This window comes from Stenotrophomonas sp. STEN009 (genome assembly GCF_056760395.1).
In genome coordinates this window covers 1-23,810 of record NZ_JBRRES010000013.1, presented here as the reverse complement: position 1 = coordinate 23,810, position 23,810 = coordinate 1, and the positions used below count along the sequence as shown (strand labels likewise).

Here is a 23,810-nt window from a genome sequence, read left to right as displayed (position 1 = left end):
TGCCCGGCGCCCGCGTCATGCCTTTCAGCAGCAGCGTCCGCCGTTGCGTCCGCCGTACCGCGCTTCCTGACGTTCACGGAAGAACGTCTTGTAGTCCATCGGCTCCTGGTCCGGATGCTTCTCCAGCATGTGCCGGACGTAGTTGTCGTAATCAGGAATGCCACAGCACAGGCGTGCCGTCTGCACCAGGCGTCGCCACACGCGGCGGTGCGCCTGGTACTGGCCTACGGGAACCAGTTGCGTGCTCATTACAGATCCACCATTTCATGTGGCTTCAGCGCCACGTACGGGGTCTCGCGGTCGCTGCGCTGCGGATTGCGGCGTGCGGCCAAGATCGTGCGGATCGAATAGGTCAGCACCGCCCCCACCACCAGCAGGAACAGCGCGGTCAGGCCGGTGTTGACGTAGGCATTGACCACGATCTGCTGCATCTGCGCCACCGACTTGGCCGGTGCGGTGATCGTATCGCTGGCGATGGCGGCCTGGAACTTGTGCGCCTGCGCCAGGAAGCCCTGCGCCGGGTTGCTGTCGAAGATCTTGATGAAGCCGGCGTAGGTGGTGCAGATCAGCAGCCAGGTGGCCGGTACCGCGGTCACCCACGCGTAGCGGTCACGCTTCATCTTGAACAGCACCACCGTCCCCAGCATCAGCGCGATACCGGCCAGCATCTGGTTGGAGATGCCGAACAGCGGCCACAGGGTCTGGATGCCGCCGAACGGATCGACCACGCCGGTGTAGAGCAAGTAGCCCCACAGCGCCACGCAGCCGGCCGTGCCGATGATGTTGGCCGTCCACGACTCGGTCTTCTTCAGCGCCGGAATGAAGTTGCCCAGCAGATCCTGCAGCATGAAGCGGCCTGCGCGGGTGCCCGCATCCACGGCGGTCAGGATGAACAACGCTTCGAACAGGATGGCGAAGTGGTACCAGAACGCCATCATCGCGTCGCTGCCGCTGGGAATGGCTTCATGCAGGATCATTGCGATGCCCACCGCCAGCGTCGGCGCACCACCGGCGCGGTGCAGGATCGTCGGCTCGCCGATCGCGGCGGCCGTGGCGGTCAGCTGTTCCGGCGTGATGGTGAAGCCCCAGGTGTTGGTGATGTAGTGCGCGGCAGACGCCGCATCGGCACCGATCACCGCCGCCGGGCTGTTCATCGCGAAGTAGATGCCCGGATCGATGATCGACGCAGCCACCAGCGCCATCACCGCCACGAACGATTCCATCAGCATGCCGCCATAGCCGATGTAGCGCATGTGCGATTCATTGGCCAGCAGCTTCGGCGTGGTGCCCGAGGAAATCAGCGCGTGGAAACCGGATACCGCGCCGCAGGCAATGGTGATGAACAGGAATGGGAACATGCCGCCCTTCCACACCGGGCCATCGCCACTGGCGGCGAACTGGGTCAGTGCGGGCATTTTCAGCTCGGGCATCACGATCAGGATGCCGATGGCCAGAGCGACGATGGTGCCGATCTTGAGGAAGGTCGACAGGTAGTCGCGCGGTGCCAGCAACAGCCACACGGGCAGCACCGAAGCGACGAAGCCGTAGCCGATCAGCATCCAGGTGATCTGCGTGCCGGTGAAGGTGAAGGCCGGGCCCCACACCGGATCTGCAGCAACCTTGCCGCCGTACCAGATCGCGGCCAGCAGCAGCACCAGGCCCACCACCGAGATCTCGCCGATCTTGCCCGGTCGGATGTAGCGCATGTAGATGCCCATCAGGATCGCGATGGGCATCGTGGCTATCACCGTGAACATGCCCCACGGGCTTTCCGCCAGCGCCTTGACCACCACCATCGCCAGCACCGCCAGGATGATGATCATGATCAGGAACGCGCCGAACAGCGCGATGGTGCCGGGCACCTGTCCCATTTCCTCGCGGACCAGATCGCCCAGTGAGCGGCCGTTGCGCCGGCTGGACAGGAACAGGACCATGAAGTCCTGTACCGCACCGGCCAGCACCACGCCCACCACCAGCCACAGCAGTCCGGGCAGGTAGCCCATCTGCGCCGCGAGCACCGGGCCCACCAGTGGACCGGCGCCGGCGATGGCCGCGAAGTGGTGGCCGAACAGCACGTGCTTGTTGGTCGGCACGTAGTCCAGGCCATCGTTGTTGATCACCGCCGGCGTAGCCCGGGTCGGATCCACCTGCATCACCTTGTTGGCGATGAACAGGCTGTAGAAGCGATAGGCGATCAGGTAGATCGAAACAGCGGCGACGACGATCCACAGCGCGTTGATATGTTCGCCGCGGCGCAAGGCCACGGTGCCCAGACAGAACGCGCCGAGCAGGGCGAGTGCCGCCCAACCCAGTTTGGCAAACCCTTTCATGAGGTGCTCTCTCCCGGAAAGACATTCAAAGAGTCCCGCGTGCCCTTTTCAGGGTCAATGCGTGCGGGGCCCATCGGCGGTAGTACTTTGGTCGTACGAAGGTGGTGACCGCGTGTGCGGCATGGGCTGCGGGCAGACATCCGTGTCGCGGAACCGCCGGCATGACGCCCGGCGAACACCAGGGATGGAACAATCGGTTGCGGCGTCATCCATTGGCGGACGGCGCCGCGGCGTCCATCTTCAGTGGCATCCATCCAACAGGAGTCGCCATGAGCCTTCCCGAACCGGTCCGCGTCCTGCGCACCATCCGTGGCATGCCCACGTCCGACGGCGCCGGCGTGCGCCTGACCCGTGTCATCGGCGGCCCGACGCTGCCGGATCTGGATCCGTTCCTGCTGCTGGATGAATTCGGTACGGACCGCGCCGAAGACTACATCGCCGGTTTCCCGGAGCATCCGCACCGCGGTTTCGAGACGGTCACCTACATGCTGGACGGACGCATGCGCCACCGCGACAACCACGGCAACGAGGGCCTGCTGACCCCGGGCAGCGTGCAGTGGATGACTGCAGGCCGGGGCCTGGTGCATTCGGAGATGCCGGAACAGGAAAGCGGGCAGATGCGCGGTTTCCAGCTGTGGGTGAACCTGCCCGCGCGCGAGAAGATGACGGACCCGAAGTACCAGGAGTTCGCGCCGGAACGCATCCCGGTGGTGCAGCCGGAGCCGGGTGTGGAGGTGAAGGTGATCGCCGGTACTGTCGATGGCACCACCGGCCCGATCGTGCAGCCGGCCACCGATCCGTTGTATCTGGACGTCCGCCTCGAGGCCGATCGTGCCTGGACCTACACGCTTCCGGAAGGCCACAACGCGTTTGCCTATGTCTTCGAGGGCGCGATCACGGTCGGCGAGCAGGATGCCGCACGTGATGTGGCGCGCCAGGAACTGGCGGTGCTCGGTGGCGGTGAACAGCTGCACGTTTCGGCTGGCAGCGAAGGGGCGCGGCTGATTCTGGTGGCCGGCCGGCCACTGCGGGAGCCGGTGATGCGGCATGGCCCGTTCGTGATGAACACGCGCCAGGAACTGATGCAGGCCTTCGTCGATTTCCAGGAAGGCAGGTTCTGAGGGCCGACGCCGCCCCCCAGGAGGAAGCCGGTAGCGCCGGGCCATGCCCGGCGGCTCTCCGGCACAGCACGCGTAAAGGACATCCATCAGGCCATGCCCGGCGTTGCCGCCAACGCGTCGGATCCGGCGGGGATGCTGCCAGGCAGTCATCCCCGTCACCGTCAACGTCCGGCGGCCACGGCTGAAGGCGTCAGGCTCATGCCCTGCGCCAGCTGCTGCAGCGACCCCAGTTCCTGCGTGCTGCCCGGGTACAGGGCAATCTGCGCATAGCGGCCCTTGTCCAGCTTGATCACGCTGATGCGTCGTTCGGCGTATCCCGGCGGCTGCTGTCCACCCAGATCGGGCTGATACCAGTACAGTGACTCGCCGGCGAAACTGCCTTTTTCCTGGCGCAGCGAGCGGCTGAGCGGAATCGCCGGATCGCGTGCGCTCAGCATCAGGCTCAGTACTTCCCGTCCATCCTCGGTGCTGGCGCGGCAGAGCAGGAAGTCCGACTGCACCTGCTGCTGCCATTTCAGGCCGCTGCTCGCCGGCAGCGAAGGACATTCGGCGGGTGCCTGCGCGGCGGCCTGGGCCGCAGCAAACAACAGGCTCGACAGGACAACAGGCGCGAACTTCATGCATCCCCCAAGGTGGCGTGTCGTGTGACGCCGCCATGCTGCTGGCGGCCGTGGCATCCCATCCCCGGATGCCATCCCCGCCGGGCATGTGCACGGGCGGTCAAACAGACCTTAACGGAACGTGAGTGCCCGCACAAATTGCGGTTACAACCGTAACCATTGCGACCGAATGTCGGCCGCAATGGTCCGGGCAGCACTCAACGGTCGTTACCGACCCACTTGTAGATGATGCCGCCGATCATGCCGCCCAGCAGGGGGGCGACCCAGAACAGCCAGAGCTGGCCGACCGCGCCGCTGCCTGCGAAGAACGCCACCGCGGTGGACCGAGCCGGGTTCACCGACGTGTTGGTGACCGGGATGCTGATCAGATGGATCAGGGTCAATGCCAGACCGATCGCCAGCGGAGCGAACCCTGCCGGTGCCTTGCCATGGGTGGCGCCCATGATCACGACCAGAAATACCGCAGTCAGCACCACTTCGCACAGGAAGGCGGCCGCCACGCTGTACCCGCCGGGCGACAGCGCACCGTAGCCGTTGCTGGCGAAGGCCCCGGCCTGGCTGCCGTCGATGGCGAAGCCGCTGGCGCCGGAAGCGATCTGCAGCAGGATGAAGCCGGCCAGCAGGCCGCCCGCGACCTGGGCGATGATGTACGGCACCAGGTCGCGGGCCGGGAAGCGGCCGCCGGCCCACAGGCCCACGCTGACTGCCGGATTGAAGTGCGCGCCGGACACGTGACCGAACGCGTAGGCGCCGGTGACCACGGTCAAGCCGAACGCGAGTGCCACGCCCAGGAAGCCGATGCCCAGCGGATTGCCGTCGCCGCCGAACTTGGCAGCCAGTACCGCACTGCCACAGCCACCCAGAACCAGCCAGAAAGTGCCGAGGAACTCGGCGGCCAAGCGTTTACCCATGCTCATGAACTGCACTCCTTTGATGAACTAAAATGTGAAACAGGTCACATTTCAGTGACCGGCGAGTGACGATAGCGTCAAAGGCCGGTGCAGGGATACACCTCAGGGTGTGTGCAGCGCGCGATGCTCAGTACTGCGGCAGCGGGATGAACTCCTTGTCGTCGCCGGGAATGCTGCCGAACCGGCCGGCTTCCCAGTCCTGTTTCGCCTGTTCGATGCGCTCCTTGGAGCTGGAAACGAAGTTCCACCACAGGTGACGCGGGCCATCCAGCGGTTCGCCGCCGAACAGCATGGCCTTGAGCGGGGTCTTCGCGCGCAGCCGGCCGCGCGCGCCGGCCTCGGGAATCACCAGGTGCTGCGCCGGGATGTCCACGCCATCCAGCTGCGCCTGGCCTTCGAGGATGTACAGCGCCCGCTCGCGGTGGCCGTCATCGATGTCGATCTCCGCGTCGGGATCGAGGTCGATGGCTACATTGAGCGTGTCGGCGAAGACCTTCACCGGCGACTCCTCGCCATAGGCGCGGCCTGCGATCACGCGCAGCCAGGCACCGTTGCGGCGCTGCTCCGGGAGGGTCGCGGCGGCGTGGTGATAGAACGCCGGCTCCACTTCCTCGTGCGACTTCGGCAATGCCACCCAGGTCTGCATCCCGTGGATCGGATGGTCGTGACCGCGCTCCGGCGGGGGCGTGCGTTCGGAGTGCGCGATGCCGCGGCCGGCGGTCATCCAGTTGACGTCGCCGGGACGGATCACCTGGTCCGAGCCGAGCGTGTCGCGGTGGCCGATGGCGCCGGACCAGAGGAAGGTGACGGTGGCCAGGCCGATATGCGGATGGGGACGCACGTCGATGCCGGTACCTGCGGTAAGGACGGCCGGGCCCATCTGGTCGACGAATACGAACGAACCGATGCTGCGGGCCTGCAGGGTGGGGACGGCGCGGCGGACTTCCAGGCCGCCGATGTCGTGTACGCGCGGGGCGATGATGGTGGTCATGCGGGCGTCTCGCTGGCAGGGATCAAGAGTGCCAGCATGGCATGCGGCCGTGACGGGCACATGCCCCATGCGGGTAACAGGGTGTTCCAGCCAACGGCGCAGCCCCTCGTGGCTGGGTTGCTGGATGCGGGTCAGGATGCGAGTCAGTGTTTGGGGGCGGGGGGGGGGGGGGCCCCCCCCCCCCCCCCCCCCCCCCCCCCCCCCGCCCCCCCCCCCCCCCCCCCCCCCCCCCCCCCCCCCCCCCCCCCCCCCCCCGCCCGACAAACAGAAAAGCCAGAGCCGCTTTGGCTCTGGCTTCTGCTGTGGAACTTGACGTTGCCTCTGCGGGTGCCGGGCCGCAGGCCCGGCCGATCACATCACACCACCGGTTCGCGCAGGGCAGGCTTGTCCCAGCCCGGGCGCGGGGCAAAGCGGTCACCGTGACGCTGCTGCAGCGCCTTCAGGCGCTCGACGATCACATCGGCACCCACCGCGCGGATGTGCTGGATCGGACCCCCGCGGAACGGCGCGAATCCGGTGCCGAAAATCACACCCGCATCCAGCAGGTCCGCATCGGCCACCACGCCTTCGTGCAGGCAGGCCACCGCCTCGTTGAGCAGCGGCAGGATCAGGCGATCTTCCAGGTCCGCAGGGGCCTGGTAGTCGCTGGCGACATCCGGCTTCTTCGGCTTGCCGTTCTCCCAGGTGTAGATGCCCTGGCCATCCTTCTTGCCGCGCTTGTCGGCTTCCACCGTCTGCAGTGCCGCCGGAATCTGCAGGCCGAGGAACGGCGCCAGCTCGCGGCCCACGCCGGCGGCGACATCCAGGCCGACCGTGTCGATCAACTCGATGGGGCCCATCGGCATGCCGAACTTCACCGCTGCCTTGTCGATCACCGGGCCCGGGATACCTTCGGCATAGGCGGTGGCCGCCTCCAGCATGTACGGGAACAGCACGCGGTTGACCAGGAAGCCCGGGCTGCCCGCCACCGGTACCGGGAACTTGCCCAGCGCCTTGCAGAACGCTGCCAGACGGCGCTCGGTCTCCGGCGCCATGCCGTCGTGATGGATGATTTCCACCAGCGGCATCTGTGCCACCGGATTGAAGTAGTGCAGGCCGGCGAACTGCGCCGGGCGCTGGATGTGGTCGCGCAGTTCCACCAGCGGAATCGACGAGGTATTGGTGGTCAGCAGCGCATCGGCCTTCATGCCCGGCTCCAGCGTCTGGTACAGCGCGCGCTTGGCCTCCGGGTTCTCGATGATCGCCTCGATCACCAGATCAGCGGCGGCCACGCCTTTGCCCTCCAGATCCGCCCGCAGCCGCGCCGCCACCGCCGGACGCTTGCTCTCGTCCTTCACCTTCCTGGCGAACAGTGCCTGCGCGCGTTCCATCGCCGGATCGATGAAGCGCTGCTCGCGATCCTGCAGGGTGACCTCGAAGCCCTTGTAGGCCGCCCACGCGGCGATGTCACCGCCCATCACGCCGGCGCCGACCACGTGCACGTGGCGGATGCCGGAATCGCCGCCGCCCAGACCCTTCAGGCGCTCGGTCAGGAAGAAGATGCGGATCAGATTGCGCGCGGTCGGCGTGCTGGCCAGTTTGACCACCGCGCGGCGTTCGGCATCCAGGCGGGCCTGCACCGGCTTGCCGGCGCTGCGCTGCCAGGTGCTGATCAGTGCATAGGGCGCCGGGTACTGGTCCTTCTTCGCCTTGCGCGCGACCTGCTTGATCATCTGCGGTGCCAGCACCTTGCGCGCCAGCCAGGTGTTGCTGGCCCATGCCAGCGCACGCTGCTTGAACGGCCGCGTGGTACCGGCCAGCGCCAGTGCGACGGCGGTGTCGAGCACCACCGCCGGTGCCACCACCTTGTCGACCAGGCCGATCCCACGCGCGGCCGAGGCCGAGAGGGTGCGGCCGGTCAGCATCATGTCCATCGCCGCCGGGGCGCCGACCAGCTGCGGCAGGCGCGCGCTGCCACCCCAACCGGGGAAGATGCCCAACTGGGTTTCCGGCAGCCCGAGGCGGGTGCTGCTGTCGTTGGAGGCCACGCGGTAACGGCAGGCCAGGGCCAGCTCGGTGCCGCCACCCAGGCAGTGGCCATGGATGGCTGCAACGGTCGGGCAGGGCAGCTCCGCCAGCTTCTGGTAGGTGGATTGGCCGCGACGGATGGCATCGTTGACGGTGCCGCGCCGGTCGAACTCCTGGAATTCCTTCAGATCGGCGCCGGCGATGAAGCCGGCCTTCTTCAGGGACTGGATCACCACGCCCTTCGGCGGATCCAGCGCGATGCGTTCAAGCAGATCGCCCAGCTCCAGCAGCACGTCCTGCGACATCGCGTTGACACTGCTGTCCTGACGATCCAGGGACAGGACCACCACGCCGTCGTCGCGGATCTCGGGGTGCCAGTGGCTGAAGCGGAGACCATCGAAGCCTGAGAGCATGGACGTTCCATCCGGTTGTGTATGGAGAAGCGGCTATGATCCAGAGGTTGTTTCCCCCGCGTCAAATCCCTATAGCAGGGGAGTGGCGGTTCCGGATCCATGGCCGTGGAACAGAACGCTAACGGAACAGTGGTTAAAAGCTGGTGCGGCGCCGGGTGATCGGCGACTGAACTTTTCCCGGGATTGGCAGTCTCATTGCCCGACGTCGGTTGGGCTGACAGGAGTGCGGCCCCCCATGGCCGAGGTTGAAACACCACAGGAGCTGGATCTGGAACTGGTCCGGCGCGTGCAGCGCGGCGAGAGCGCGGCTTTCGATGTACTGGTGCGCAAGTATCAGCATCGGGTCGTGGCCCTGGTCGGTCGCTACATCGCCGACTGGAGTGAATGTCAGGACGTCGCCCAGGACACTTTCATACGCGCCTACCGCGCGATCGGAAGCTTCCGTGGCGATGCCCAGTTCTCAACCTGGTTGCATCGGATCGCCGTGAACACTGCCAAAAACTACCTGGCTTCACACAATCGACGCCCGCCGACCGATGACATCGACATCGGCGATGCCGAACAGTTCGACAGCGGCACGCGCCTGCGCGACACCGACACGCCCGAACGCGAGTTGATGCGCCAGGAGCTGGAACAGACAGTGATGAAGGCCGTCAACGCGCTGCCGGAAGAACTCCGGTCGGCGATCACCCTGCGCGAGGTGGAAGGCCTGAGCTACGAGGAAATCGCGCAGAAGATGGGGTGCCCGATCGGCACCGTGCGTTCACGGATCTTCCGGGCGCGCGAGGCGATCGACACCGAACTCCGGCCGCTGCTGGACATCGGCAGCGCCACCCGCGAGAAGAGCCGCGTATGACCAGTCATCCATTCAACGAATCGCAGAATCATCAATCGCCGGCCGGGCTGCGGCTTGATCAGCGCCATCGGGAACAGCTGTCGGCCCTGGTCGATGGCGAGCTGGGGGCCGACGAGGCCCGCTTCCTGCTGCGCCGCATGGAGCATGACCCGGAATTGGCCGGCTGCCAGGAGCGCTGGCAGCTGCTGGGCGACGTGATGCGCGGGCAGGCGTCGGTGCTTGCGCCCGCCGGCTTCAGCGCCGCGGTTGCCTCTGCCATCGCCGCCGAACCCACGCCCCGGTCCGGGCCTCAGGACCGGCAGGTGCGCCGCAGCGGCTGGCGTACCTGGGGAGGCGGTGCCGCATTGGCTGCCTCGGTCGCTGCGGTGGCCCTGTTGATCGGCGGCGAGAAGCTGAAGGAGACCCCTCCCGGAGAGCCGCTGGCACCGCAGGTGGTGGCCAGCCAGGCCGAGCTGCCGCCGGCACCGGTATCGCCCGCGACGGTGACCGAAGCCTCGGTCGATCCGGCGGTGGTGGCGGTGGCCAGTGTTCCGGCGGCCGCATTGGCCGCCAGCCGTCGCCAGGACGCACGCCGCGCCAGCGCCAGTGCTACCCGCGGCCAGCAGGCTGCGCGGGTGGCCCAGCGTGACGACGGGACGCAGCGGGCCGTGGCCGCCGCCCAGGCGCCCTTGGTGCCGACCGTGCCGGCCGGTGCCAGCCGCAACCTGCCGTTCGGCGAGGTGGCCGGCCTGCAGGCCCGGCCGTGGCCGCGCTCCAGCCTGGCTCCGGCCGCGGGGGGCGCGCTCAACGCCAGCTTCCCGGCGCATGCCGACAGCGCCACGTTCTACCCCTTCGAGCCGCGCCTGCAGGACGACCTGCCGCCGCCGCCCCGCCCGCGCGACTGAGCCGGGTGCCGCCACGCCCCGCCGATCGCGGGGCCCTTCTTCTCCCTTCCATCCGATCCGGAGGTTGCCGTCCGATGACTCCCCGATTCCGCACGCAGGCCATCGGCCTGCTGGCCCTGACCCTGCCGCTGGTGGCCTGTGCCCAGGCGCCGTCCCCGGCTGCCCAGACCGCGCCGGCCGCGGCCGCTGCCGCGCCGCGCGCTCCTGCGCAGCCGCTGGTCACCGGCCTGCCCGATTTCACCAACCTCGTCGAGCAGGTCGGCCCGGGCGTGGTCAACGTCGACACCACCATCGTCCGCAGCAACCGCCAGGCGCGTGGGCCCATGGGGGACGACGACATGCCGGAGTTCTTCCGTCGCTTCTTCGGCCCGGACTTCCCGATGCCGGGGCAGGGGCCGGGCGGCCCCGACGGCGGTCCCAGCATCAAGGGCCGCGGCATGGGGTCGGGCTTCATCATTTCGCCCGACGGCTACGTGCTGACCAACTACCACGTGGTTGCCGACGCCAGCGAGGTGAAGGTCAAGCTGGGCGATCGCCGTGAGTTCACCGCCAAGGTGGTGGGCAGCGACCAGCAGTACGACGTCGCCCTGCTGAAGATCGAAGGCAGGAACCTGCCGACCGTCCGTGTCGGCGATTCCAACAGCCTGAAGCCGGGCCAGTGGGTTGTCGCGATCGGCTCGCCGTTCGGCCTTGACCACTCGGTCACCGCCGGCGTGGTCAGCGCCCTCGGCCGCAGCACCGGCGGCCCGGACCAGCGCTACGTGCCGTTCATCCAGACCGACGTGGCGATCAACCAGGGCAACTCCGGCGGTCCGCTGCTGAACACCCGGGGCGAAGTGGTCGGCATCAACTCGCAGATCTTCTCTGCATCCGGTGGCTACATGGGCATCAGCTTCGCGATTCCGATCGACCTGGCGATGAGCGCGGTCGAACAGATCAAGAAGACCGGCCGGGTCACCCGCGGCCAGCTGGGCGCGGTGGTGCAGGAGATCGACGGCCTGAAGGCGCAGGCCATGGGCCTGCCGGACAGCCGGGGTGCGCTGGTCAACCAGATCGTGCCGGATTCGGCGGCCGCCCGCGCCGGTGTGAAGGTGGGGGATGTGATCCGCACCGTGAACGGCGCACCGGTCAACAGCTGGTCCGATCTGCCGCCGCTGATCGGCGCCATGGCCCCGGGCAGCCGGGTCACCCTGGGCGTGATCCGTGACGGCAAGGCGCGCGACCTGAGCGCCACCCTGACCGCGCTGGCCGAGGATGACCAGGCCAGCGCCCGCAGCCCCGCCACCGCCAGGGCCGATGCTGCTCCGCAGAGTGGTGCCAATGCCCTGCTGGGCCTGGACGTCAGCGATCTGACCGCGCCGCAGCGCAAGCAGCTGGGCCTGGAATCGGGCGAGGGCGTGCGCATCACCGGCGTCAAGGGGCAGGGCGCCCGGGATGCAGGCCTGTCCCCGGGCATGGTGATCCTGCAGGTAGCCAGCACCCAGGTGAGCGGCGTGGAGTCGCTGAACCGCGCGCTGTCCAGCTACAAGAAGGGCGATGTGGTGATGCTGCTGGTCCGCACCGGCAACGGCAACAGCGCCTTCGTGGCGGTCAAGGCCGGCGAGTAAGGACCGGGGCTGCTCCGGCAGCCGCTGCCCCCCCGAAGCCCCGCTCTGGGGGGGCTGCGGTCGTTCCGGCCCTGGCCCGGCGAGGCGCCTTTCGCGGCCGGGCCCCGGGCGTGCGATAATCCACCGTTACCCTGACGACGCCGCGCGCCGCCGCCACCTATGTCATCTGATTCGATGCGGAACATCCGCAACTTCTCCATCATCGCCCACGTCGACCACGGCAAGTCCACGCTGGCCGACCGCATCATCCAGCTTTGTGGTGGCCTGCAGGCCCGCGAGATGGAAGCGCAGGTACTCGACTCCAACCCGATCGAGCGCGAGCGTGGCATCACCATCAAGGCGCAGTCGGTATCGCTGCCGTACCTGGCCAAGGACGGGCAGACCTATCATCTGAACTTCATCGACACCCCGGGCCACGTCGATTTCTCGTATGAAGTCAGCCGCTCGCTGGCCGCCTGTGAAGGTGCGCTGCTGGTGGTCGATGCTGCCCAGGGCGTGGAAGCGCAGTCGGTGGCGAACTGCTACACCGCGGTGGAGCAGGGTCTGGAAGTGGTGCCGGTGATCAACAAGATCGACCTGCCTACGGCCGACATCGAGCGCGCCAAGGCCGAGATCGAGGCCGTGATCGGCATCGACGCCAGCGACGCCGTGCCGGTCAGCGCCAAGACCGGCCTGAACGTGCAGGACGTGCTGGAGGCCATCGTCCATCGCATTCCGCCGCCGCAGCCACGCGATACCGACAAGCTGCAGGCGCTGATCATCGATTCCTGGTTCGACAACTACCTCGGCGTGGTCTCGCTGGTGCGCGTCATGCAGGGCGAGATCAAGGCCGGCGACAAGCTGCAGGTGATGTCCACCGGCCGCAACCACCAGGTCGACAACGTCGGCGTGTTCACCCCCAAGCGCAAGGTGTTGCCGGCGCTGCGCGCGGGTGAGGTGGGTTGGGTCACGGCCAGCATCAAGGACGTGCATGGTGCGCCGGTGGGCGACACCCTGACCCTGGCCGGTGATCCGGCACCGAAGCCGCTGCCGGGCTTCCAGGAAATGCAGCCGCGCGTGTTCGCCGGCCTGTTCCCGGTCGACGCCGAGGACTATCCGGACCTGCGCGAGGCGCTGGACAAGCTGCGCCTGAACGATGCCGCGCTGCGCTTCGAGCCGGAAAGCTCGGAGGCGATGGGCTTCGGTTTCCGCTGCGGCTTCCTCGGCATGCTGCACATGGAGATCGTGCAGGAACGGCTGGAGCGCGAATACAACCTGGACCTGATCAGCACCGCGCCGACGGTGGTGTACGAGGTCCTGAAGACCGATGGCTCGATCATCAACATGGACAACCCGGCCAAGCTGCCGGCGGTGAACCAGGTCCAGGAGATCCGCGAGCCGATCATCCGTGCCAACGTACTCACCCCCGAGGAGTACATCGGCAACATCATCAAGCTGTGCGAGGAAAAGCGCGGCAGCCAGATCGGCATCAACTACCTGGGCAGCCAGGTGCAGATCAGCTACGAGCTGCCGATGGCCGAAGTGGTGCTGGACTTCTTCGACAAGCTGAAGTCGGTCAGCCGCGGCTACGCGTCGCTGGACTATCACTTCGTGCGCTTCGATGCCGGCCCGTTCGTGCGCGTGGACGTGCTGATCAATGGCGACAAGGTCGATGCGCTGTCGCTGATCGTCCACCGCAGCCATGCCGACCGCCGCGGCCGCGAGCTGTGCGAGAAGATGAAGGACCTGATCCCGCGGCAGATGTTCGACGTGGCGATCCAGGCGGCTGTCGGCTCGCAGATCATCGCCCGTACCACGGTCAAGGCCATGCGCAAGAACGTGCTGGCCAAGTGCTATGGTGGCGACGTTTCGCGCAAGAAGAAGCTTCTGGAAAAGCAGAAGGAAGGCAAGAAGCGCATGAAGCAGGTCGGCCGCGTGGAAATCCCGCAGGAAGCGTTCCTGGCCGTGCTGCAGATGGACAACAAGTAAGCGCGCACCGGCCCTCCGGGGCCGGTCGTCCGGTGACGTTGCAAAGGACCCTGAATGAAACTGTTTGAGATCCTCCTGGTCGTGCTGACCCTGGCCTCGGGCCTGATCCTGCTTGCGGACAAGCTGTACTTCGCCAGGCGCCGCGCCCAGCGTGCAGGCCTGCTCGACACCGAGCCGGTGCTGGTGGATTACTCGCGTGCATTCTTCCCGGTGCTGGCGATCGTGCTGGTCGTGCGCAGCTTCATCGCCGAGCCGTACAAGATCCCGTCCAGCTCGATGATGCCGAACCTGCTGATCGGTGATTTCATCCTGGTCAACAAGTTTGCCTATGGCCTGCGCCTGCCGATCACCAATACCCGCTTCGTGCCGGTGGGTGATCCCGCGCGCGGCGATGTGGTGGTGTTCCACTTCCCGGGCCACGGCGACAACGACCCGGCCAAGGGCGAGAACTTCATCAAGCGCGTGATCGGCGTGCCGGGTGACACCGTGGTGTTCGAGGGCGACAGCCTGGTGCTGAACGGCGAGCCGGTGAAGTACGACAACAAGGGCATCTACGCCGGCCACAAGGGCCAGGGCGAGGGCGCCAACCTGCTGGTCGAGCATCTCCCGGGCCGCACCCATACCGTGCTGGAGACCGACTATCCGCGTGGCCAGGGCCAGTGGACGGTGCCGGCCGGCAAGTACCTGGTGATGGGCGACAACCGTGACAACAGCGATGATGGACGCTTCTGGGGGCTGCTGCCGGAAGAGAACCTGCGGGGCAAGGCATTCCTGATCTGGCTGAACTGCCAGGGCTGGTTCTGCAAGGACGGTTTCGAGCCGTCGCGGATCGGCTCGGGCATCAACTGAGTATTTTCACATCCAACGCGTATCTGGGGAGAACGCAATGAAGACGATGAACACGCAGCGCGGCATCACCCTGACCTCGTTTCTGGTGGTCCTGGTCGTGGTTGGCTTCTTCATCTACATCGGCATGAAGCTGTTCCCGATGTACCAGGAGTATTACGCGGTACGCTCGGCGATGAAGAGCCTGGCCAGCCAGCCGGGCGTGGCCAGCATGGAGCCAGCGCGGATCCAGGATCTGTTCTTCAAGCGGCTGTACATCAACTACTCGGACAACGTGAAGCCGGGCAACGTCAAGTTCGATCGCCGCGACAATGGCTGGACCCTCAAGGTCAACTACGAAGTGCGTCGCCCGTTGATCGGCAACCTCGATGTGGTTGGCAAATTCGATTCTTCCCAGGACCTGACCCGAAGCGGTGCCCAGTAAATTCATCCAACGTGGCGACCTGATCGGCCATGCCTTCCGCGACCCGGCGCTGCTCAAGCAGGCGCTGACCCATCGCAGTGCCGGCGTGCCGCATAACGAGCGCCTGGAATTCCTCGGCGACAGCATCGTCAACATGATGGTCGCCGAGGCGCTGTACCAGCGCTGGCCCAAGGCCGACGAGGGCGCACTGACCCGCGCCCGCGCCGAGCTGGTGCGTGAAGGGGCGCTGGCAGTGATCGCCCGTACCCTGCAGCTGGGCGAACGGCTGATCCTGGGCGCGGGCGAGATGAAGTCGGGCGGGCACCGCCGCGACTCGATCCTGGCCGATGCACTGGAGGCGGTGGTGGCCGCGATCTACCTGGACGCCGGTTTTGACGCGTGCCGGGAGACGGTGCTGCCCTGGTTCACGGCCTCGATGGAGGCGCTGCCGGCCACCGGCCGCCCCGAGAAGGACCCCAAGACCCGCCTGCAGGAATGGCTGCAGGCCCGGCAGAAGGCGTTGCCCCAGTACGAACTGGTGTCAGAATCCGGTGACGACCACGCCAAACATTTCCGGGTACGCTGCAACGTGGTCGACCCGGCCGCCAGCACCGAGGGCGAAGGCGCCTCGCGGCGGCTTGCCGAACAACAGGCGGCTGCAGCCGTCCTAGAACAACTGGATTCCAAGTGAGCGAACAAACTTCCCATCATTGCGGCAGCGTGGCCGTCATCGGCCGCCCGAACGTCGGCAAGTCGACCCTGACCAATGCCCTGGTCGGGGCCAAGGTCAGCATCGTCTCCAACCGGCCGCAGACCACCCGCCACCGCCTGCTCGGCATCGCCACCTATCCGGAAGGCCAGCTGGTGCTGGTCGATACCCCGGGCCTGCACAAGGTGCAGAAGCGGGCGATGAACCGGGTGATGAACCGCGCCGCGCGCGGCTCGCTGGAAGGCGTGGATGCAGGCCTGCTGGTGATCGAGGCCGGGCGCTGGGATGACGAAGACAGCCTGGCCTTCAACGTGCTGCGCGATGCCGGCATCCCGGTGGTGCTGGTGGTCAACAAGATCGATCGCCTGAAGGACAAGGGCGCGCTGCTGCCGTTCCTGCAGGAGGTGACCGCCGGCCGTGATTTCGCCGCCGTGCATCCGATCTCGGCGCAGAAGCGCAACGGCCTGGACGCCCTGGTGCGTGACGTGCTGGAGCTGCTGCCGGAAGCCCCGCCGATGTTCGGCGAGGACGAGATCACCGACCGCAGCCAACGTTTCCTTGCCGGTGAACTGGTACGTGAGCAGCTGATGCGCCAGCTTGGCGAGGAGCTGCCCTATGCCACCACCGTGGAGATCGAGCGCTTCACCGAGGATGGCAATCTTCTGCGCATCGGCGCGGTGATCTGGGTCGAGCGGGAAGGCCAGAAGGCCATCGTGATCGGCAAGGGGGGCGCGCGCCTGAAGGAGATCGGGGCCAAGTCGCGCCTGCAGATGGAGCGTCTGTTCGGTGCCAAGGTGTTCCTGGAAACCTGGGTGCGCGTACGTGAAGGCTGGTCCGACGACGAGGCCGCGCTGAAGGCCTTCGGTTACGAGTAAGCCACGGCGATCGCTTCGGTGATCATCGAGGACGACACGGGGTTCGTGCTGCATGCACGGGCCTATCGCGAAACCAGCCTGCTGGTGGAGGTGCTGAGCGCGGAACATGGCCGGATCGGCCTGCTTGCGCGCGGCGTGTCCACGGCCAAGGGCCAGGTGTTGCGCGCGGCCCTGCAGCCGCTGCAGTGGATCCGCTTCAGCGCACAGCAGCGCGGCGAACTGGCGCAGCTGCGTGCCGCCGAAGCGCTGGACGCGGCGCCGCGGCTGGTCGGCCAGGCCATGCTGGCCGGCTTCTACCTGAGTGAACTGACGCTGCGGCTGGCGCCACGCCAGGATCCGTTGCCGGAGGTGTACCTGGCGTACGGCGAGGCACGCGCGCGGCTGGCAGTGGGCGCCGGACTGGCCTGGACGCTGCGCCGCTTCGAGCGCGAGCTGCTTGCCGCACTGGGGCTCGGTTTCGATCTGGAAAGCGCCAGCGATGGTCAGCCGATCGATCCGGCAGCGCGTTATGCGCTGGATCCGCAGGAAGGGCCGCAACGGCTGCTCAGCGAGCGCGGTGGAGAGCGCAGTGCGGCGGCCACCGGTTCGGCGCTGTTGGCGCTGGCGGCCGACGAGGAGCCGGGGCCTGCTGATCTGGCGAGCCTGCGGCTGCCCATGCGGCGGGTGCTGGCGCACCACCTGGGGCCACGGGGGCTGAAGTCCTGGGAGCTGCTGGAGCAGTTGGCCCCCCGGCGGTAGGCGGGCGGGGGGCAGATCCGTCTTCCGCAGGGAAAGGGATCTGACCCCGGATTGATTTCGATATCCGACGGGGCAGGGCGCATCCGTGCCGGGCAACCCTCAGTGCAGCAGTGCCGCTACCGCGGCGCGGAAGCCCGCTTGTGCCAGGTCCGACTCCGGCATGTGGTGCAGCTGGCGCACCGCGCGGCCCAGCCGTGCGGCACCGACGAAGCCGCAGCTTGCCTGCAGCCGGTGCAGCTGGCTGCGCAGCTGGCGTTCGTCATGCTGGTCCACGGCCTGCTCCACCGCATCGCGGACGCCCGGCAGTTCCGCGAGGAACAGCTCGCGCAGGGCGATCAGGTGGTTGCGCTGGCCATTGAGAGCGGCCAGAGCGGCGGTCTCGTCCCAGTCCTGCCCGTTCAGCTCGATCGCAGCGGGGGCCGGAGCGACGGCGATGCCGGCCGGCGAGTTGACCAGGGCGCGGCGGACCGCCTTCAGCAACTGGTCGCGGCCGAGCGGCTTGACCAGGGTGTCGCTGAAACCGGCCTCACGCAGGCGCGCATGGATGGACGTGTCGCCGTCGGCGGTATGCGCCAGCGCAGGCGTGTCCGGATGCGAACGGCGCAGTTCGCGCAGCAGCTGCGCGCCATTGCCGTCAGGCAGGTTGACGTCGATCAGCCACAGGTCGTGGGCCCCGGGCTCGGCGCTTGCCAGGGCACTGGCAAGGGAGTCCGCGGTATCGACGTCCGCCGGCAGGGTTTCCAACGCCGCCTTGAAAAACCCGCGGCTGATGATGTCGTCCTCGACAAGCAGGAAGCGGGGCCGACCGGCCCGCGGGGTCATCTGCATCAGGGGCTGCCTCCATGTCAGCTGGCTGACATCATCAAGCACGGCGGCGGCTGGCGCAAGCGGCGGCAGGCCCCGCCGGTCAGGATCTGCGACAATACGCGCCCATTTTCGCCCGCAGCCTGTTGCCACGTGGCCCGATCCCGCTCCCGCATCGACCGTACCCCGTTCCAGACCGAGATCCTCGACCTCAGCCATGATGGTCGCGGCGTCGCCCGCCGTGAAGGCGAAGGTGGCAAGGTCACCTTCATCAGCGGCGCTCTGCCGGGCGAGGTGGTCATGGCTGAACAGACCGCCCGCAGCCGCCATTTCGACGAAGCACGCACCGTGGAAGTGCTGCAGGCCTCGCCACAGCGGGTGACGCCGAAGTGCCCGCATTTCGGCACCTGCGCCGGCTGCGTGCTGCAGCACCTGGATGAAGACCAGCAGATCGTTGCCAAGCAGCGCGTGCTGATGGACAACCTGGAACGCATCGGTCACGTGAAGCCGGGCCGCGTGCTGCCACCGCTGGTCGGCGACAGCTGGGGTTACCGCCGCAAGGGGCGCTTCTCGGTGCGCCGCGTCGAGAAGAAGGACAAGACCCTGGTCGGCTTCCGTGAACAGGACCCGCGCTTCGTCGCCGATCTCAGCCAGTGCCTGACCGTGATCCCCGAAGTGGGCACCAAGGTGCAGGCGCTGTCGACCTTCATCGAGTCGCTCGACGGCAAGCGCGACATCCCGCAGATCGAGTTCATCGGCGGTGACCAGGCCATCGCGCTGACCGTGCGTCATCTGCAGCCGCTCAGTGATGCCGACCGCGCCGCATGGGCCAGCTTCGGCCAGCAGCACGGATTCGCCATCTACCTGCAACCCGGTGGCGTGGACACCGTCCATCCGCTGGACGGGCAGGGCGTGCCGCTGTCGTTCCGGCTGGCGCCGTGGGATGTCGACCTGGCATTCCGGCCACTGGATTTCATCCAGGTCAATGCCAAGCTCAACGAGAAGATGATCGCTCACACCCTGGATCTGCTGGAGCCGGGTGAGGACGAGCGCGTGCTGGACCTGTTCTGCGGGCTGGGCAACTTCACCCTGCCGCTGGCGCGCCGCGTGCGCGAGGTGGTGGGCGTGGAAGGCGACGCGGGCCTCGTTGCCCGCGCACGTGAGAACGCCGAGCGCAACGGGCTGGGCAACGCCCAGTTCTACAGCGCCGACCTGACCCAGGACCAGCGCGCCACGCCGTGGATGCGCCAGGGCTTCGACAAGCTGTTGCTGGACCCGCCGCGCTCGGGCGCGATCGAGGTGCTGCAGCAGCTGCCGTTGAAGCAGTTCAAGCGCATCGTGTACGTCAGCTGCCATCCGGGATCGCTGGCCCGGGACGCGGGTTATCTGGTGAACGAGCAGGGCTTCAGCCTGGTCAGTGCCGGCGCCATGGACATGTTCCCGCACACCGCGCACGTGGAAAGCATCGCGGTGTTCGAAAAGCGCTGACCCGCTGTCATGCCCATCGCGCATAATGGCGCGATGGGCATCGAGATCGAACGCAAATTCCTCGTCAGCAGCGACGGCTGGCGTGCGGCCGCACACCGGGTGATTCCGATGGCGCAGGGCTACATCAACGATCTGGGCGCGCTCGACAGCGGCCGCCAGAACGCGTCCGTGCGGGTGCGCATCGAAGGTGAGCACGCCGCGCTGAACCTGAAGTCGCGCACGATCGGCCATACCCGCCAGGAGTTTGATTACCCGATTCCGGTGGAGGATGCGCGCGCGCTGCTGGCGCTGTGCGTGGGGGGCCTGATCGACAAGCGTCGCCACCTGGTCGAGCATGCCGGCCTGACCTGGGAAGTGGATGAGTTCCTGGGCGACAACGCCGGCCTGGTGGTGGCCGAAGTCGAGCTGGAAAGCGCCGGGCAGGCCATCGCCCTGCCGGACTGGGCCGGCGCGGAGGTCACCGACGACCCGCGCTACTACAACGTCGCACTGGCCAGTCATCCCTATTCACGCTGGTGAAAGGGGCGTTCCCCCTTTTTTCGGGGCGCCCGGACCCCATGTCGGTGGGATGAGAATCGACATCTACTCCGACGTGGTCTGTCCCTGGTGCTGGATCGGCAAGCACCGTTTCCAGCAGGGGGTGCAGTTGCTGGGGGCCGATGCCCCAGCACTCGACATCCACTGGCAGCCGTTCCAGCTGGACCCGGATGCGGGCACCACGCCGGTGCCGCTGCGCGAGGCGTATGCGCGCAAGTTTGGCGGTGTCGAGCGCACAGAGCAGATTCTCGGCCAGACCCAGGCCACCGCCCGTGGCGAAGGCCTGCCCATGGACTTCAGCCAGGGCCAGGTGCGGGTGACCACCCTGCCAGCGCACCGGCTGCTGTGGCTGGCCGGCCAGCACGGTGTGCAGGACGCGGTCGGAGAGGCGCTGTTCCGCGCCCATTTCGAGCACGGCCAGAATCTGGCGGACACAGAGGTGCTGACCCGGGCCGGTGTGGCAGGCGGACTGGATGCGGCAGAGATCGCCCAGATGCTGGCCTCCTCACGCGGCCTGGCCGAGGTCGAAGCGGGACTGGACCAGGCCCGTGCGCTGGGTGTTTCCTCGGTGCCGACCTTCGTCATCGACGGCCGCTGGGCGATCTCCGGCGCCCAGCCTCCGGAAGCCTTCGCCCAGGCGCTGCGGCAGATCGCGGCGGAGCAGGGCACGGCAACCGGGCGCAGTGGCGACGACGCCTGTGGCGCGGACGGCTGCAGGGTCTGATCCTTCGAGGGGGCGCGCGATGGACGCCCCCACCTGCGTCCAACGGCCGGTTCTGCGACAATGCGGCACTGCGCCATGCGGGCGCCCGTTGTGGAGAACGACCATGCTGCTGATCGGCGTTGCCGGCACTGAACTGACCCCCCAGGAACGCGACTGGCTGCAGCACGATGCCGTTGCCGGGGTGGTGCTGTTCACGCGCAACTTCGCCTCCCGCCAGCAGGTGAGCGAGCTCAGCGCCGCGATCCGCGAGGCCGCGCCGCGCCCGCAGCTGATCTGCGTCGACCAGGAAGGCGGTCGCGTGCAGCGTTTCCGCAAGGGCTACAGCGATCTGCCGCCGCTGCAGGAGATCGGTGCCGGCTATGCGAAGGATCCCGGCGCCGCGTTGGCGCTGGCCGAGCAGCACGCCTGGCTGATGGCCAGCGAAGTGCGCGCCAGTGGCGTGGACCTGAGCTTTGCCCCGGTGGTCGACCTGGGCCGTGGCAACCTTGCGATCGGCAACCGCGCTTTCAGTGAAGACCCGCAGGTCGTGGCTGCGTTCACCGAGGCCTACGTACGCGGCATGCACGCGGCCGGCATGGCGGCCACCCTCAAGCATTTTCCCGGCCATGGCACCGTGCTGGAAGACACCCATGTCGATACCGCGGTCGATCCGCGGACGCTGGACGAACTGCGCGCGCAGGACCTGGTGCCGTTCCGGGCCGGTGTTGCCGCCGGTGCCGACGCCGTGATGATGGCGCACGTGATCTACCCGCAGGTGGCGCCGGAACCGGCCGGCTATTCGCCGCGCTGGATCCAGGAGGTGCTGCGTGGCGAGCTGGGCTTCCGCGGCGTGGTGTTCTCCGACGACATCGGCATGGCCGCTTCGCACCATGCCGGTGGCGTTGCGGCACGCGTGCACGCGCACCTGGATGCGGGCTGCGACGTCGTGCTGGTCTGCCATCCGGAGCTGGTCGATGAAGCCCTGCACGCGGTGCAGGGACGCTCCCTCAATACCGCTGCGCTGCTTGGCCTGCTCGGCCGCGGCGCGCTTGGCTGGGATGGCCTGCTGGCCGATGCCCGCCATGGCGACACTCAATCCCGTCTGCTTGAAACCCTTGGAAGAACCGTCTGATGCCGAACCTCACCATTTCCCAGGCCCTGGCCCAGGCCGACCTGCTGGTTGACCGCCCCACCATCGACAAGGCCATCGCCGGTATCGCCGACGCCATCGCGCGCGATTACAAGGGCGAGGTGCCACTGTTCCTGTCGATCATGCACGGTGCGCTGCCGTTCGCCGGCCAGCTGGCGCTGGAGCTGGGTGCGCGCGGCCAGGACGTGCAGTTCGATTACCTGCACGCCACCCGCTATCGCGGTGAAACCACCGGCGGCGACCTGGTGTGGAAGCACAAGCCGGCCACCGCGCTGTTCGGCCGCCGTGTGCTGCTGGTCGATGACATCCTCGATGAGGGCTACACCCTGCAGGGCGTGCGCACCTGGTGCCTGGAACAGGGCGCGACCGACGTGCGCATCGCGGCGATGACGGTGAAGAAGCACGATCGCGGGCTGCCGGATGTGACGGCTGACTACGCCGGTATCGAACTGCCCGACCGCTACGTGTTCGGTTTCGGCATGGACGTCAACGAGACCCTGCGCTGCGTGCCGGCCATCTACGCGATGAAGGAATAACAGGCACGGCCGTCCGCGGCCGTCCTTTGCCGCCGCCGGCATCCTCGGGTGCCGGCGTTCGTCTTTCTCTGGAGTGCTTTCGATGCAACAGATCGCCCTGGCCGTGATCGGCGGTACCGGTGTCTACAACCTGGCCAAGCTCGACGATGTGCAGACCCACGAGGTCGAGACCCGCTTCGGCCGTCCCTCCGGCCCGGTGCGCGTGGGCACGCTGCTGGGCAACCGCGTGGCGTTCCTTGCGCGCCATGGCGAGGGCCACTCGCTGCCGCCGCACAAGATCAACTACCGCGCCAATCTGGCTGCGCTGCAGCAGATCGGCGCCCAGCGCGTGCTGGCGCTGAACACCGTCGGGGGCATCACCGAGCAGGTCGGGCCGCGCGTGCTGGCCTGCCCGGACCAGATCATCGACTACACCTGGGGCCGGATCAGCACGATCTGTGAAGAAGAGGGTACCGAAGTGCTGCATGTGGACTTCGGCCACCCGTACACGCCGATGCTGCGGAGCAAGATTCTGGCCGCGGCCAAAGTGACGGGTGTCACGGTCCATGACGGTGGCTGCTACGGTGCGACGCAGGGGCCGAGGCTGGAAACCATCGCGGAAATCGCCCGCATGCGGCGCGATGGCTGCGATCTGGTGGGCATGACCGGAATGCCCGAAGCCGCGCTGGCGCGGGAGTTGGGACTGGATTACGCGTGCCTGGCGATCGTGGCGAACTGGGCCGCGGGCTGTGGTGATGGCGAGGAGATCACGATGGCCGAAGTGCTGGCCAATGTGCAGGCGGCGAGCAATGGACTTCCGGAACTGATCGGCGAATTGGCACGGGGGTGATTGTCTTCGCCGAGCAAGCTTTGCATACTCAGCCGGTACGCGGGTTCAGCGTACACCACCCATTCATTGCATAAGGTCTCGCATCACCATGCCGAACGGTACCGTCAAGTGGTTCAACGACGCCAAGGGATTTGGCTTCATCTCGCCGGAGGATGGCAGCGCCGACGTGTTCGCGCACTTCTCCGCCATCAACTCCAAGGGCTTCCGCAGCCTGCAGGAAGGCCAGCGTGTCACCTATGACGTGACCCAGGGCCCGAAGGGTGCCCAGGCTTCGAACATCACGCCGGCCGAGTGATCCACTCGACAGTGCGTTGAGAACCCCGCTCCGGCGGGGTTTTTTTTTGCGCCCATCGCATGGGACCGAACCCAAGCCGCGGGGGGGGGGGGGGGGGGGGGGGGGGGGGGGGGGGGGGGGGGGGGGGGGGGGGGGGGGGGGGGGGGGGGGGGGGGGGGGGGGGGGGGGGGGGGGGGGGGGGGGGGGGGG

At 67.5% G+C, this 23,810-nt stretch carries 24 protein-coding genes; 17 read left to right on the top strand and 7 right to left on the bottom strand.

Annotated features, from left to right (window positions below):
* Positions 1-24: 24 nt before the first annotated feature.
* Positions 25-249 carry a YbdD/YjiX family protein gene (locus ACVOMM_RS08150; protein WP_053519004.1) on the bottom strand — a complete coding sequence of 75 codons (225 nt, stop codon included), beginning with the start codon at positions 247-249 and terminating at the stop codon, positions 25-27.
* The gene (locus ACVOMM_RS08145) at positions 249-2,330 is read right to left on the bottom strand and encodes a carbon starvation CstA family protein (RefSeq protein ID WP_053519002.1); all 2,082 of its coding nucleotides are present in this window, start codon (positions 2,328-2,330) and stop codon (positions 249-251) included. The genes ACVOMM_RS08150 and ACVOMM_RS08145 overlap by 1 nt, the downstream gene beginning before the upstream one ends.
* 269 nt (positions 2,331-2,599) lie before the next feature.
* Between ACVOMM_RS08145 and ACVOMM_RS08140 the strand changes: the two genes are divergently transcribed.
* Positions 2,600-3,451 (top strand): pirin family protein, encoded by an 852-nt coding sequence (locus ACVOMM_RS08140; RefSeq protein ID WP_065182659.1) that lies wholly within the window; start codon positions 2,600-2,602, stop codon positions 3,449-3,451.
* Positions 3,452-3,612: 161 nt separating this feature from the next.
* Here the strand turns inward: ACVOMM_RS08140 and ACVOMM_RS08135 are convergent, their stop codons facing one another.
* The 4 genes from ACVOMM_RS08135 to ACVOMM_RS08120 all read right to left on the bottom strand — a co-directional run bounded on the left by ACVOMM_RS08135 (position 3,613) and on the right by ACVOMM_RS08120 (position 8,393).
* Positions 3,613-4,071, bottom strand: a complete 459-nt coding sequence (locus ACVOMM_RS08135; protein WP_053518999.1) for a hypothetical protein — start codon at positions 4,069-4,071, stop codon at positions 3,613-3,615.
* A gap of 197 nt (positions 4,072-4,268) precedes the next feature.
* Positions 4,269-4,988, bottom strand: a complete 720-nt coding sequence (gene aqpZ, locus ACVOMM_RS08130) for an aquaporin Z (protein WP_080375317.1) — start codon at positions 4,986-4,988, stop codon at positions 4,269-4,271.
* A gap of 121 nt (positions 4,989-5,109) precedes the next feature.
* Complete coding sequence (locus ACVOMM_RS08125; protein ID WP_053518997.1) at positions 5,110-5,973, bottom strand: pirin family protein; 864 nt, start codon at positions 5,971-5,973, stop codon at positions 5,110-5,112.
* 356 nt (positions 5,974-6,329) lie between these two features.
* Positions 6,330-8,393 (bottom strand): 3-hydroxyacyl-CoA dehydrogenase NAD-binding domain-containing protein, encoded by a 2,064-nt coding sequence (locus ACVOMM_RS08120; protein WP_481526109.1) that lies wholly within the window; start codon positions 8,391-8,393, stop codon positions 6,330-6,332.
* A gap of 235 nt (positions 8,394-8,628) precedes the next feature.
* Here ACVOMM_RS08120 and rpoE point away from each other — a divergent pair, with 235 nt between their 5' ends.
* The 9 genes from rpoE to recO all read left to right on the top strand — a co-directional run bounded on the left by rpoE (position 8,629) and on the right by recO (position 17,279).
* Positions 8,629-9,249 (top strand): RNA polymerase sigma factor RpoE, encoded by a 621-nt coding sequence (gene rpoE / locus ACVOMM_RS08115; RefSeq protein ID WP_065174837.1) that lies wholly within the window; start codon positions 8,629-8,631, stop codon positions 9,247-9,249.
* Positions 9,246-10,133 carry a sigma-E factor negative regulatory protein gene (locus ACVOMM_RS08110; RefSeq protein ID WP_262100847.1) on the top strand — a complete coding sequence of 296 codons (888 nt, stop codon included), beginning with the start codon at positions 9,246-9,248 and terminating at the stop codon, positions 10,131-10,133. Before rpoE ends, ACVOMM_RS08110 begins: the two co-directional genes overlap by 4 nt.
* A gap of 74 nt (positions 10,134-10,207) precedes the next feature.
* Positions 10,208-11,740 (top strand): DegQ family serine endoprotease, encoded by a 1,533-nt coding sequence (locus tag ACVOMM_RS08105; RefSeq protein ID WP_065174839.1) that lies wholly within the window; start codon positions 10,208-10,210, stop codon positions 11,738-11,740.
* 174 nt (positions 11,741-11,914) lie between these two features.
* The gene (lepA, locus tag ACVOMM_RS08100; protein ID WP_065174904.1) at positions 11,915-13,708 is read left to right on the top strand and encodes a translation elongation factor 4; all 1,794 of its coding nucleotides are present in this window, start codon (positions 11,915-11,917) and stop codon (positions 13,706-13,708) included.
* Positions 13,709-13,762: 54 nt separating this feature from the next.
* A complete protein-coding gene (gene lepB, locus ACVOMM_RS08095) occupies positions 13,763-14,557 on the top strand; it encodes a signal peptidase I (RefSeq protein ID WP_053520237.1) in 795 nt (264 codons plus the stop codon).
* A 37-nt stretch (positions 14,558-14,594) separates the two neighbouring features.
* A complete protein-coding gene (locus ACVOMM_RS08090; RefSeq protein ID WP_053520236.1) occupies positions 14,595-14,978 on the top strand; it encodes a DUF4845 domain-containing protein in 384 nt (127 codons plus the stop codon).
* Entirely contained in the window at positions 14,968-15,648 is a 681-nt protein-coding gene (gene rnc / locus ACVOMM_RS08085) for a ribonuclease III (protein WP_481526108.1), read from the top strand. Before ACVOMM_RS08090 ends, rnc begins: the two co-directional genes overlap by 11 nt.
* The gene (gene era, locus ACVOMM_RS08080; RefSeq protein WP_053520234.1) at positions 15,645-16,541 is read left to right on the top strand and encodes a GTPase Era; all 897 of its coding nucleotides are present in this window, start codon (positions 15,645-15,647) and stop codon (positions 16,539-16,541) included. The genes rnc and era overlap by 4 nt, the downstream gene beginning before the upstream one ends.
* Positions 16,542-16,559: 18 nt before the next feature.
* A complete protein-coding gene (recO, locus tag ACVOMM_RS08075) occupies positions 16,560-17,279 on the top strand; it encodes a DNA repair protein RecO (protein ID WP_053520233.1) in 720 nt (239 codons plus the stop codon).
* A 99-nt stretch (positions 17,280-17,378) separates the two neighbouring features.
* On the opposite strand, the gene ACVOMM_RS08070 is transcribed toward recO, so the two are convergent.
* The gene (locus ACVOMM_RS08070; RefSeq protein WP_053520232.1) at positions 17,379-18,107 is read right to left on the bottom strand and encodes a response regulator; all 729 of its coding nucleotides are present in this window, start codon (positions 18,105-18,107) and stop codon (positions 17,379-17,381) included.
* Positions 18,108-18,236: 129 nt separating this feature from the next.
* On the opposite strand from ACVOMM_RS08070, the gene rlmD reads away from it, so the two are divergent.
* From rlmD to ACVOMM_RS08035, 7 genes are all read left to right on the top strand, one after another.
* Complete coding sequence (rlmD, locus tag ACVOMM_RS08065; RefSeq protein WP_481526107.1) at positions 18,237-19,571, top strand: 23S rRNA (uracil(1939)-C(5))-methyltransferase RlmD; 1,335 nt, start codon at positions 18,237-18,239, stop codon at positions 19,569-19,571.
* A gap of 33 nt (positions 19,572-19,604) precedes the next feature.
* Positions 19,605-20,090, top strand: a complete 486-nt coding sequence (locus tag ACVOMM_RS08060) for a CYTH domain-containing protein (protein ID WP_197571814.1) — start codon at positions 19,605-19,607, stop codon at positions 20,088-20,090.
* Between the two features lie 49 nt (positions 20,091-20,139).
* A complete protein-coding gene (locus tag ACVOMM_RS08055) occupies positions 20,140-20,832 on the top strand; it encodes a DsbA family oxidoreductase (RefSeq protein WP_253118649.1) in 693 nt (230 codons plus the stop codon).
* 103 nt (positions 20,833-20,935) lie between these two features.
* Positions 20,936-21,943 carry a beta-N-acetylhexosaminidase gene (nagZ, locus tag ACVOMM_RS08050; RefSeq protein ID WP_111186713.1) on the top strand — a complete coding sequence of 336 codons (1,008 nt, stop codon included), beginning with the start codon at positions 20,936-20,938 and terminating at the stop codon, positions 21,941-21,943.
* Positions 21,943-22,497 carry a hypoxanthine-guanine phosphoribosyltransferase gene (locus ACVOMM_RS08045; RefSeq protein ID WP_053520227.1) on the top strand — a complete coding sequence of 185 codons (555 nt, stop codon included), beginning with the start codon at positions 21,943-21,945 and terminating at the stop codon, positions 22,495-22,497. The genes nagZ and ACVOMM_RS08045 overlap by 1 nt, the downstream gene beginning before the upstream one ends.
* Before the next feature lie 82 nt (positions 22,498-22,579).
* Positions 22,580-23,326, top strand: a complete 747-nt coding sequence (locus tag ACVOMM_RS08040; protein WP_053520226.1) for an S-methyl-5'-thioinosine phosphorylase — start codon at positions 22,580-22,582, stop codon at positions 23,324-23,326.
* An 88-nt stretch (positions 23,327-23,414) separates the two neighbouring features.
* Positions 23,415-23,621, top strand: a complete 207-nt coding sequence (locus tag ACVOMM_RS08035; RefSeq protein ID WP_005410590.1) for a cold-shock protein — start codon at positions 23,415-23,417, stop codon at positions 23,619-23,621.
* Positions 23,622-23,810 lie beyond the last annotated feature (189 nt).

What these genes read in the sequence shown, in the direction of transcription:
- ACVOMM_RS08150 (WP_053519004.1), bottom strand. Translation starts at nt 249, where the DNA reads ATGAGCACGCAACTGGTTCCCGTAGGCCAGTACCAGGCGCACCGCCGC.
- ACVOMM_RS08145 (WP_053519002.1), bottom strand. Translation starts at nt 2,330, where the DNA reads ATGAAAGGGTTTGCCAAACTGGGTTGGGCGGCACTCGCCCTGCTCGGC.
- ACVOMM_RS08140 (WP_065182659.1), top strand. Translation starts at nt 2,600, where the DNA reads ATGAGCCTTCCCGAACCGGTCCGCGTCCTGCGCACCATCCGTGGCATG.
- ACVOMM_RS08135 (WP_053518999.1), bottom strand. Translation starts at nt 4,071, where the DNA reads ATGAAGTTCGCGCCTGTTGTCCTGTCGAGCCTGTTGTTTGCTGCGGCC.
- aqpZ (WP_080375317.1), bottom strand. Translation starts at nt 4,988, where the DNA reads ATGAGCATGGGTAAACGCTTGGCCGCCGAGTTCCTCGGCACTTTCTGG.
- ACVOMM_RS08125 (WP_053518997.1), bottom strand. Translation starts at nt 5,973, where the DNA reads ATGACCACCATCATCGCCCCGCGCGTACACGACATCGGCGGCCTGGAA.
- ACVOMM_RS08120 (WP_481526109.1), bottom strand. Translation starts at nt 8,393, where the DNA reads ATGCTCTCAGGCTTCGATGGTCTCCGCTTCAGCCACTGGCACCCCGAG.
- rpoE (WP_065174837.1), top strand. Translation starts at nt 8,629, where the DNA reads ATGGCCGAGGTTGAAACACCACAGGAGCTGGATCTGGAACTGGTCCGG.
- ACVOMM_RS08110 (WP_262100847.1), top strand. Translation starts at nt 9,246, where the DNA reads ATGACCAGTCATCCATTCAACGAATCGCAGAATCATCAATCGCCGGCC.
- ACVOMM_RS08105 (WP_065174839.1), top strand. Translation starts at nt 10,208, where the DNA reads ATGACTCCCCGATTCCGCACGCAGGCCATCGGCCTGCTGGCCCTGACC.
- lepA (WP_065174904.1), top strand. Translation starts at nt 11,915, where the DNA reads ATGCGGAACATCCGCAACTTCTCCATCATCGCCCACGTCGACCACGGC.
- lepB (WP_053520237.1), top strand. Translation starts at nt 13,763, where the DNA reads ATGAAACTGTTTGAGATCCTCCTGGTCGTGCTGACCCTGGCCTCGGGC.
- ACVOMM_RS08090 (WP_053520236.1), top strand. Translation starts at nt 14,595, where the DNA reads ATGAAGACGATGAACACGCAGCGCGGCATCACCCTGACCTCGTTTCTG.
- ACVOMM_RS08070 (WP_053520232.1), bottom strand. Translation starts at nt 18,107, where the DNA reads ATGCAGATGACCCCGCGGGCCGGTCGGCCCCGCTTCCTGCTTGTCGAG.
- ACVOMM_RS08060 (WP_197571814.1), top strand. Translation starts at nt 19,605, where the DNA reads ATGGGCATCGAGATCGAACGCAAATTCCTCGTCAGCAGCGACGGCTGG.
- ACVOMM_RS08055 (WP_253118649.1), top strand. Translation starts at nt 20,140, where the DNA reads ATGAGAATCGACATCTACTCCGACGTGGTCTGTCCCTGGTGCTGGATC.
- nagZ (WP_111186713.1), top strand. Translation starts at nt 20,936, where the DNA reads ATGCTGCTGATCGGCGTTGCCGGCACTGAACTGACCCCCCAGGAACGC.
- ACVOMM_RS08045 (WP_053520227.1), top strand. Translation starts at nt 21,943, where the DNA reads ATGCCGAACCTCACCATTTCCCAGGCCCTGGCCCAGGCCGACCTGCTG.
- ACVOMM_RS08040 (WP_053520226.1), top strand. Translation starts at nt 22,580, where the DNA reads ATGCAACAGATCGCCCTGGCCGTGATCGGCGGTACCGGTGTCTACAAC.
- ACVOMM_RS08035 (WP_005410590.1), top strand. Translation starts at nt 23,415, where the DNA reads ATGCCGAACGGTACCGTCAAGTGGTTCAACGACGCCAAGGGATTTGGC.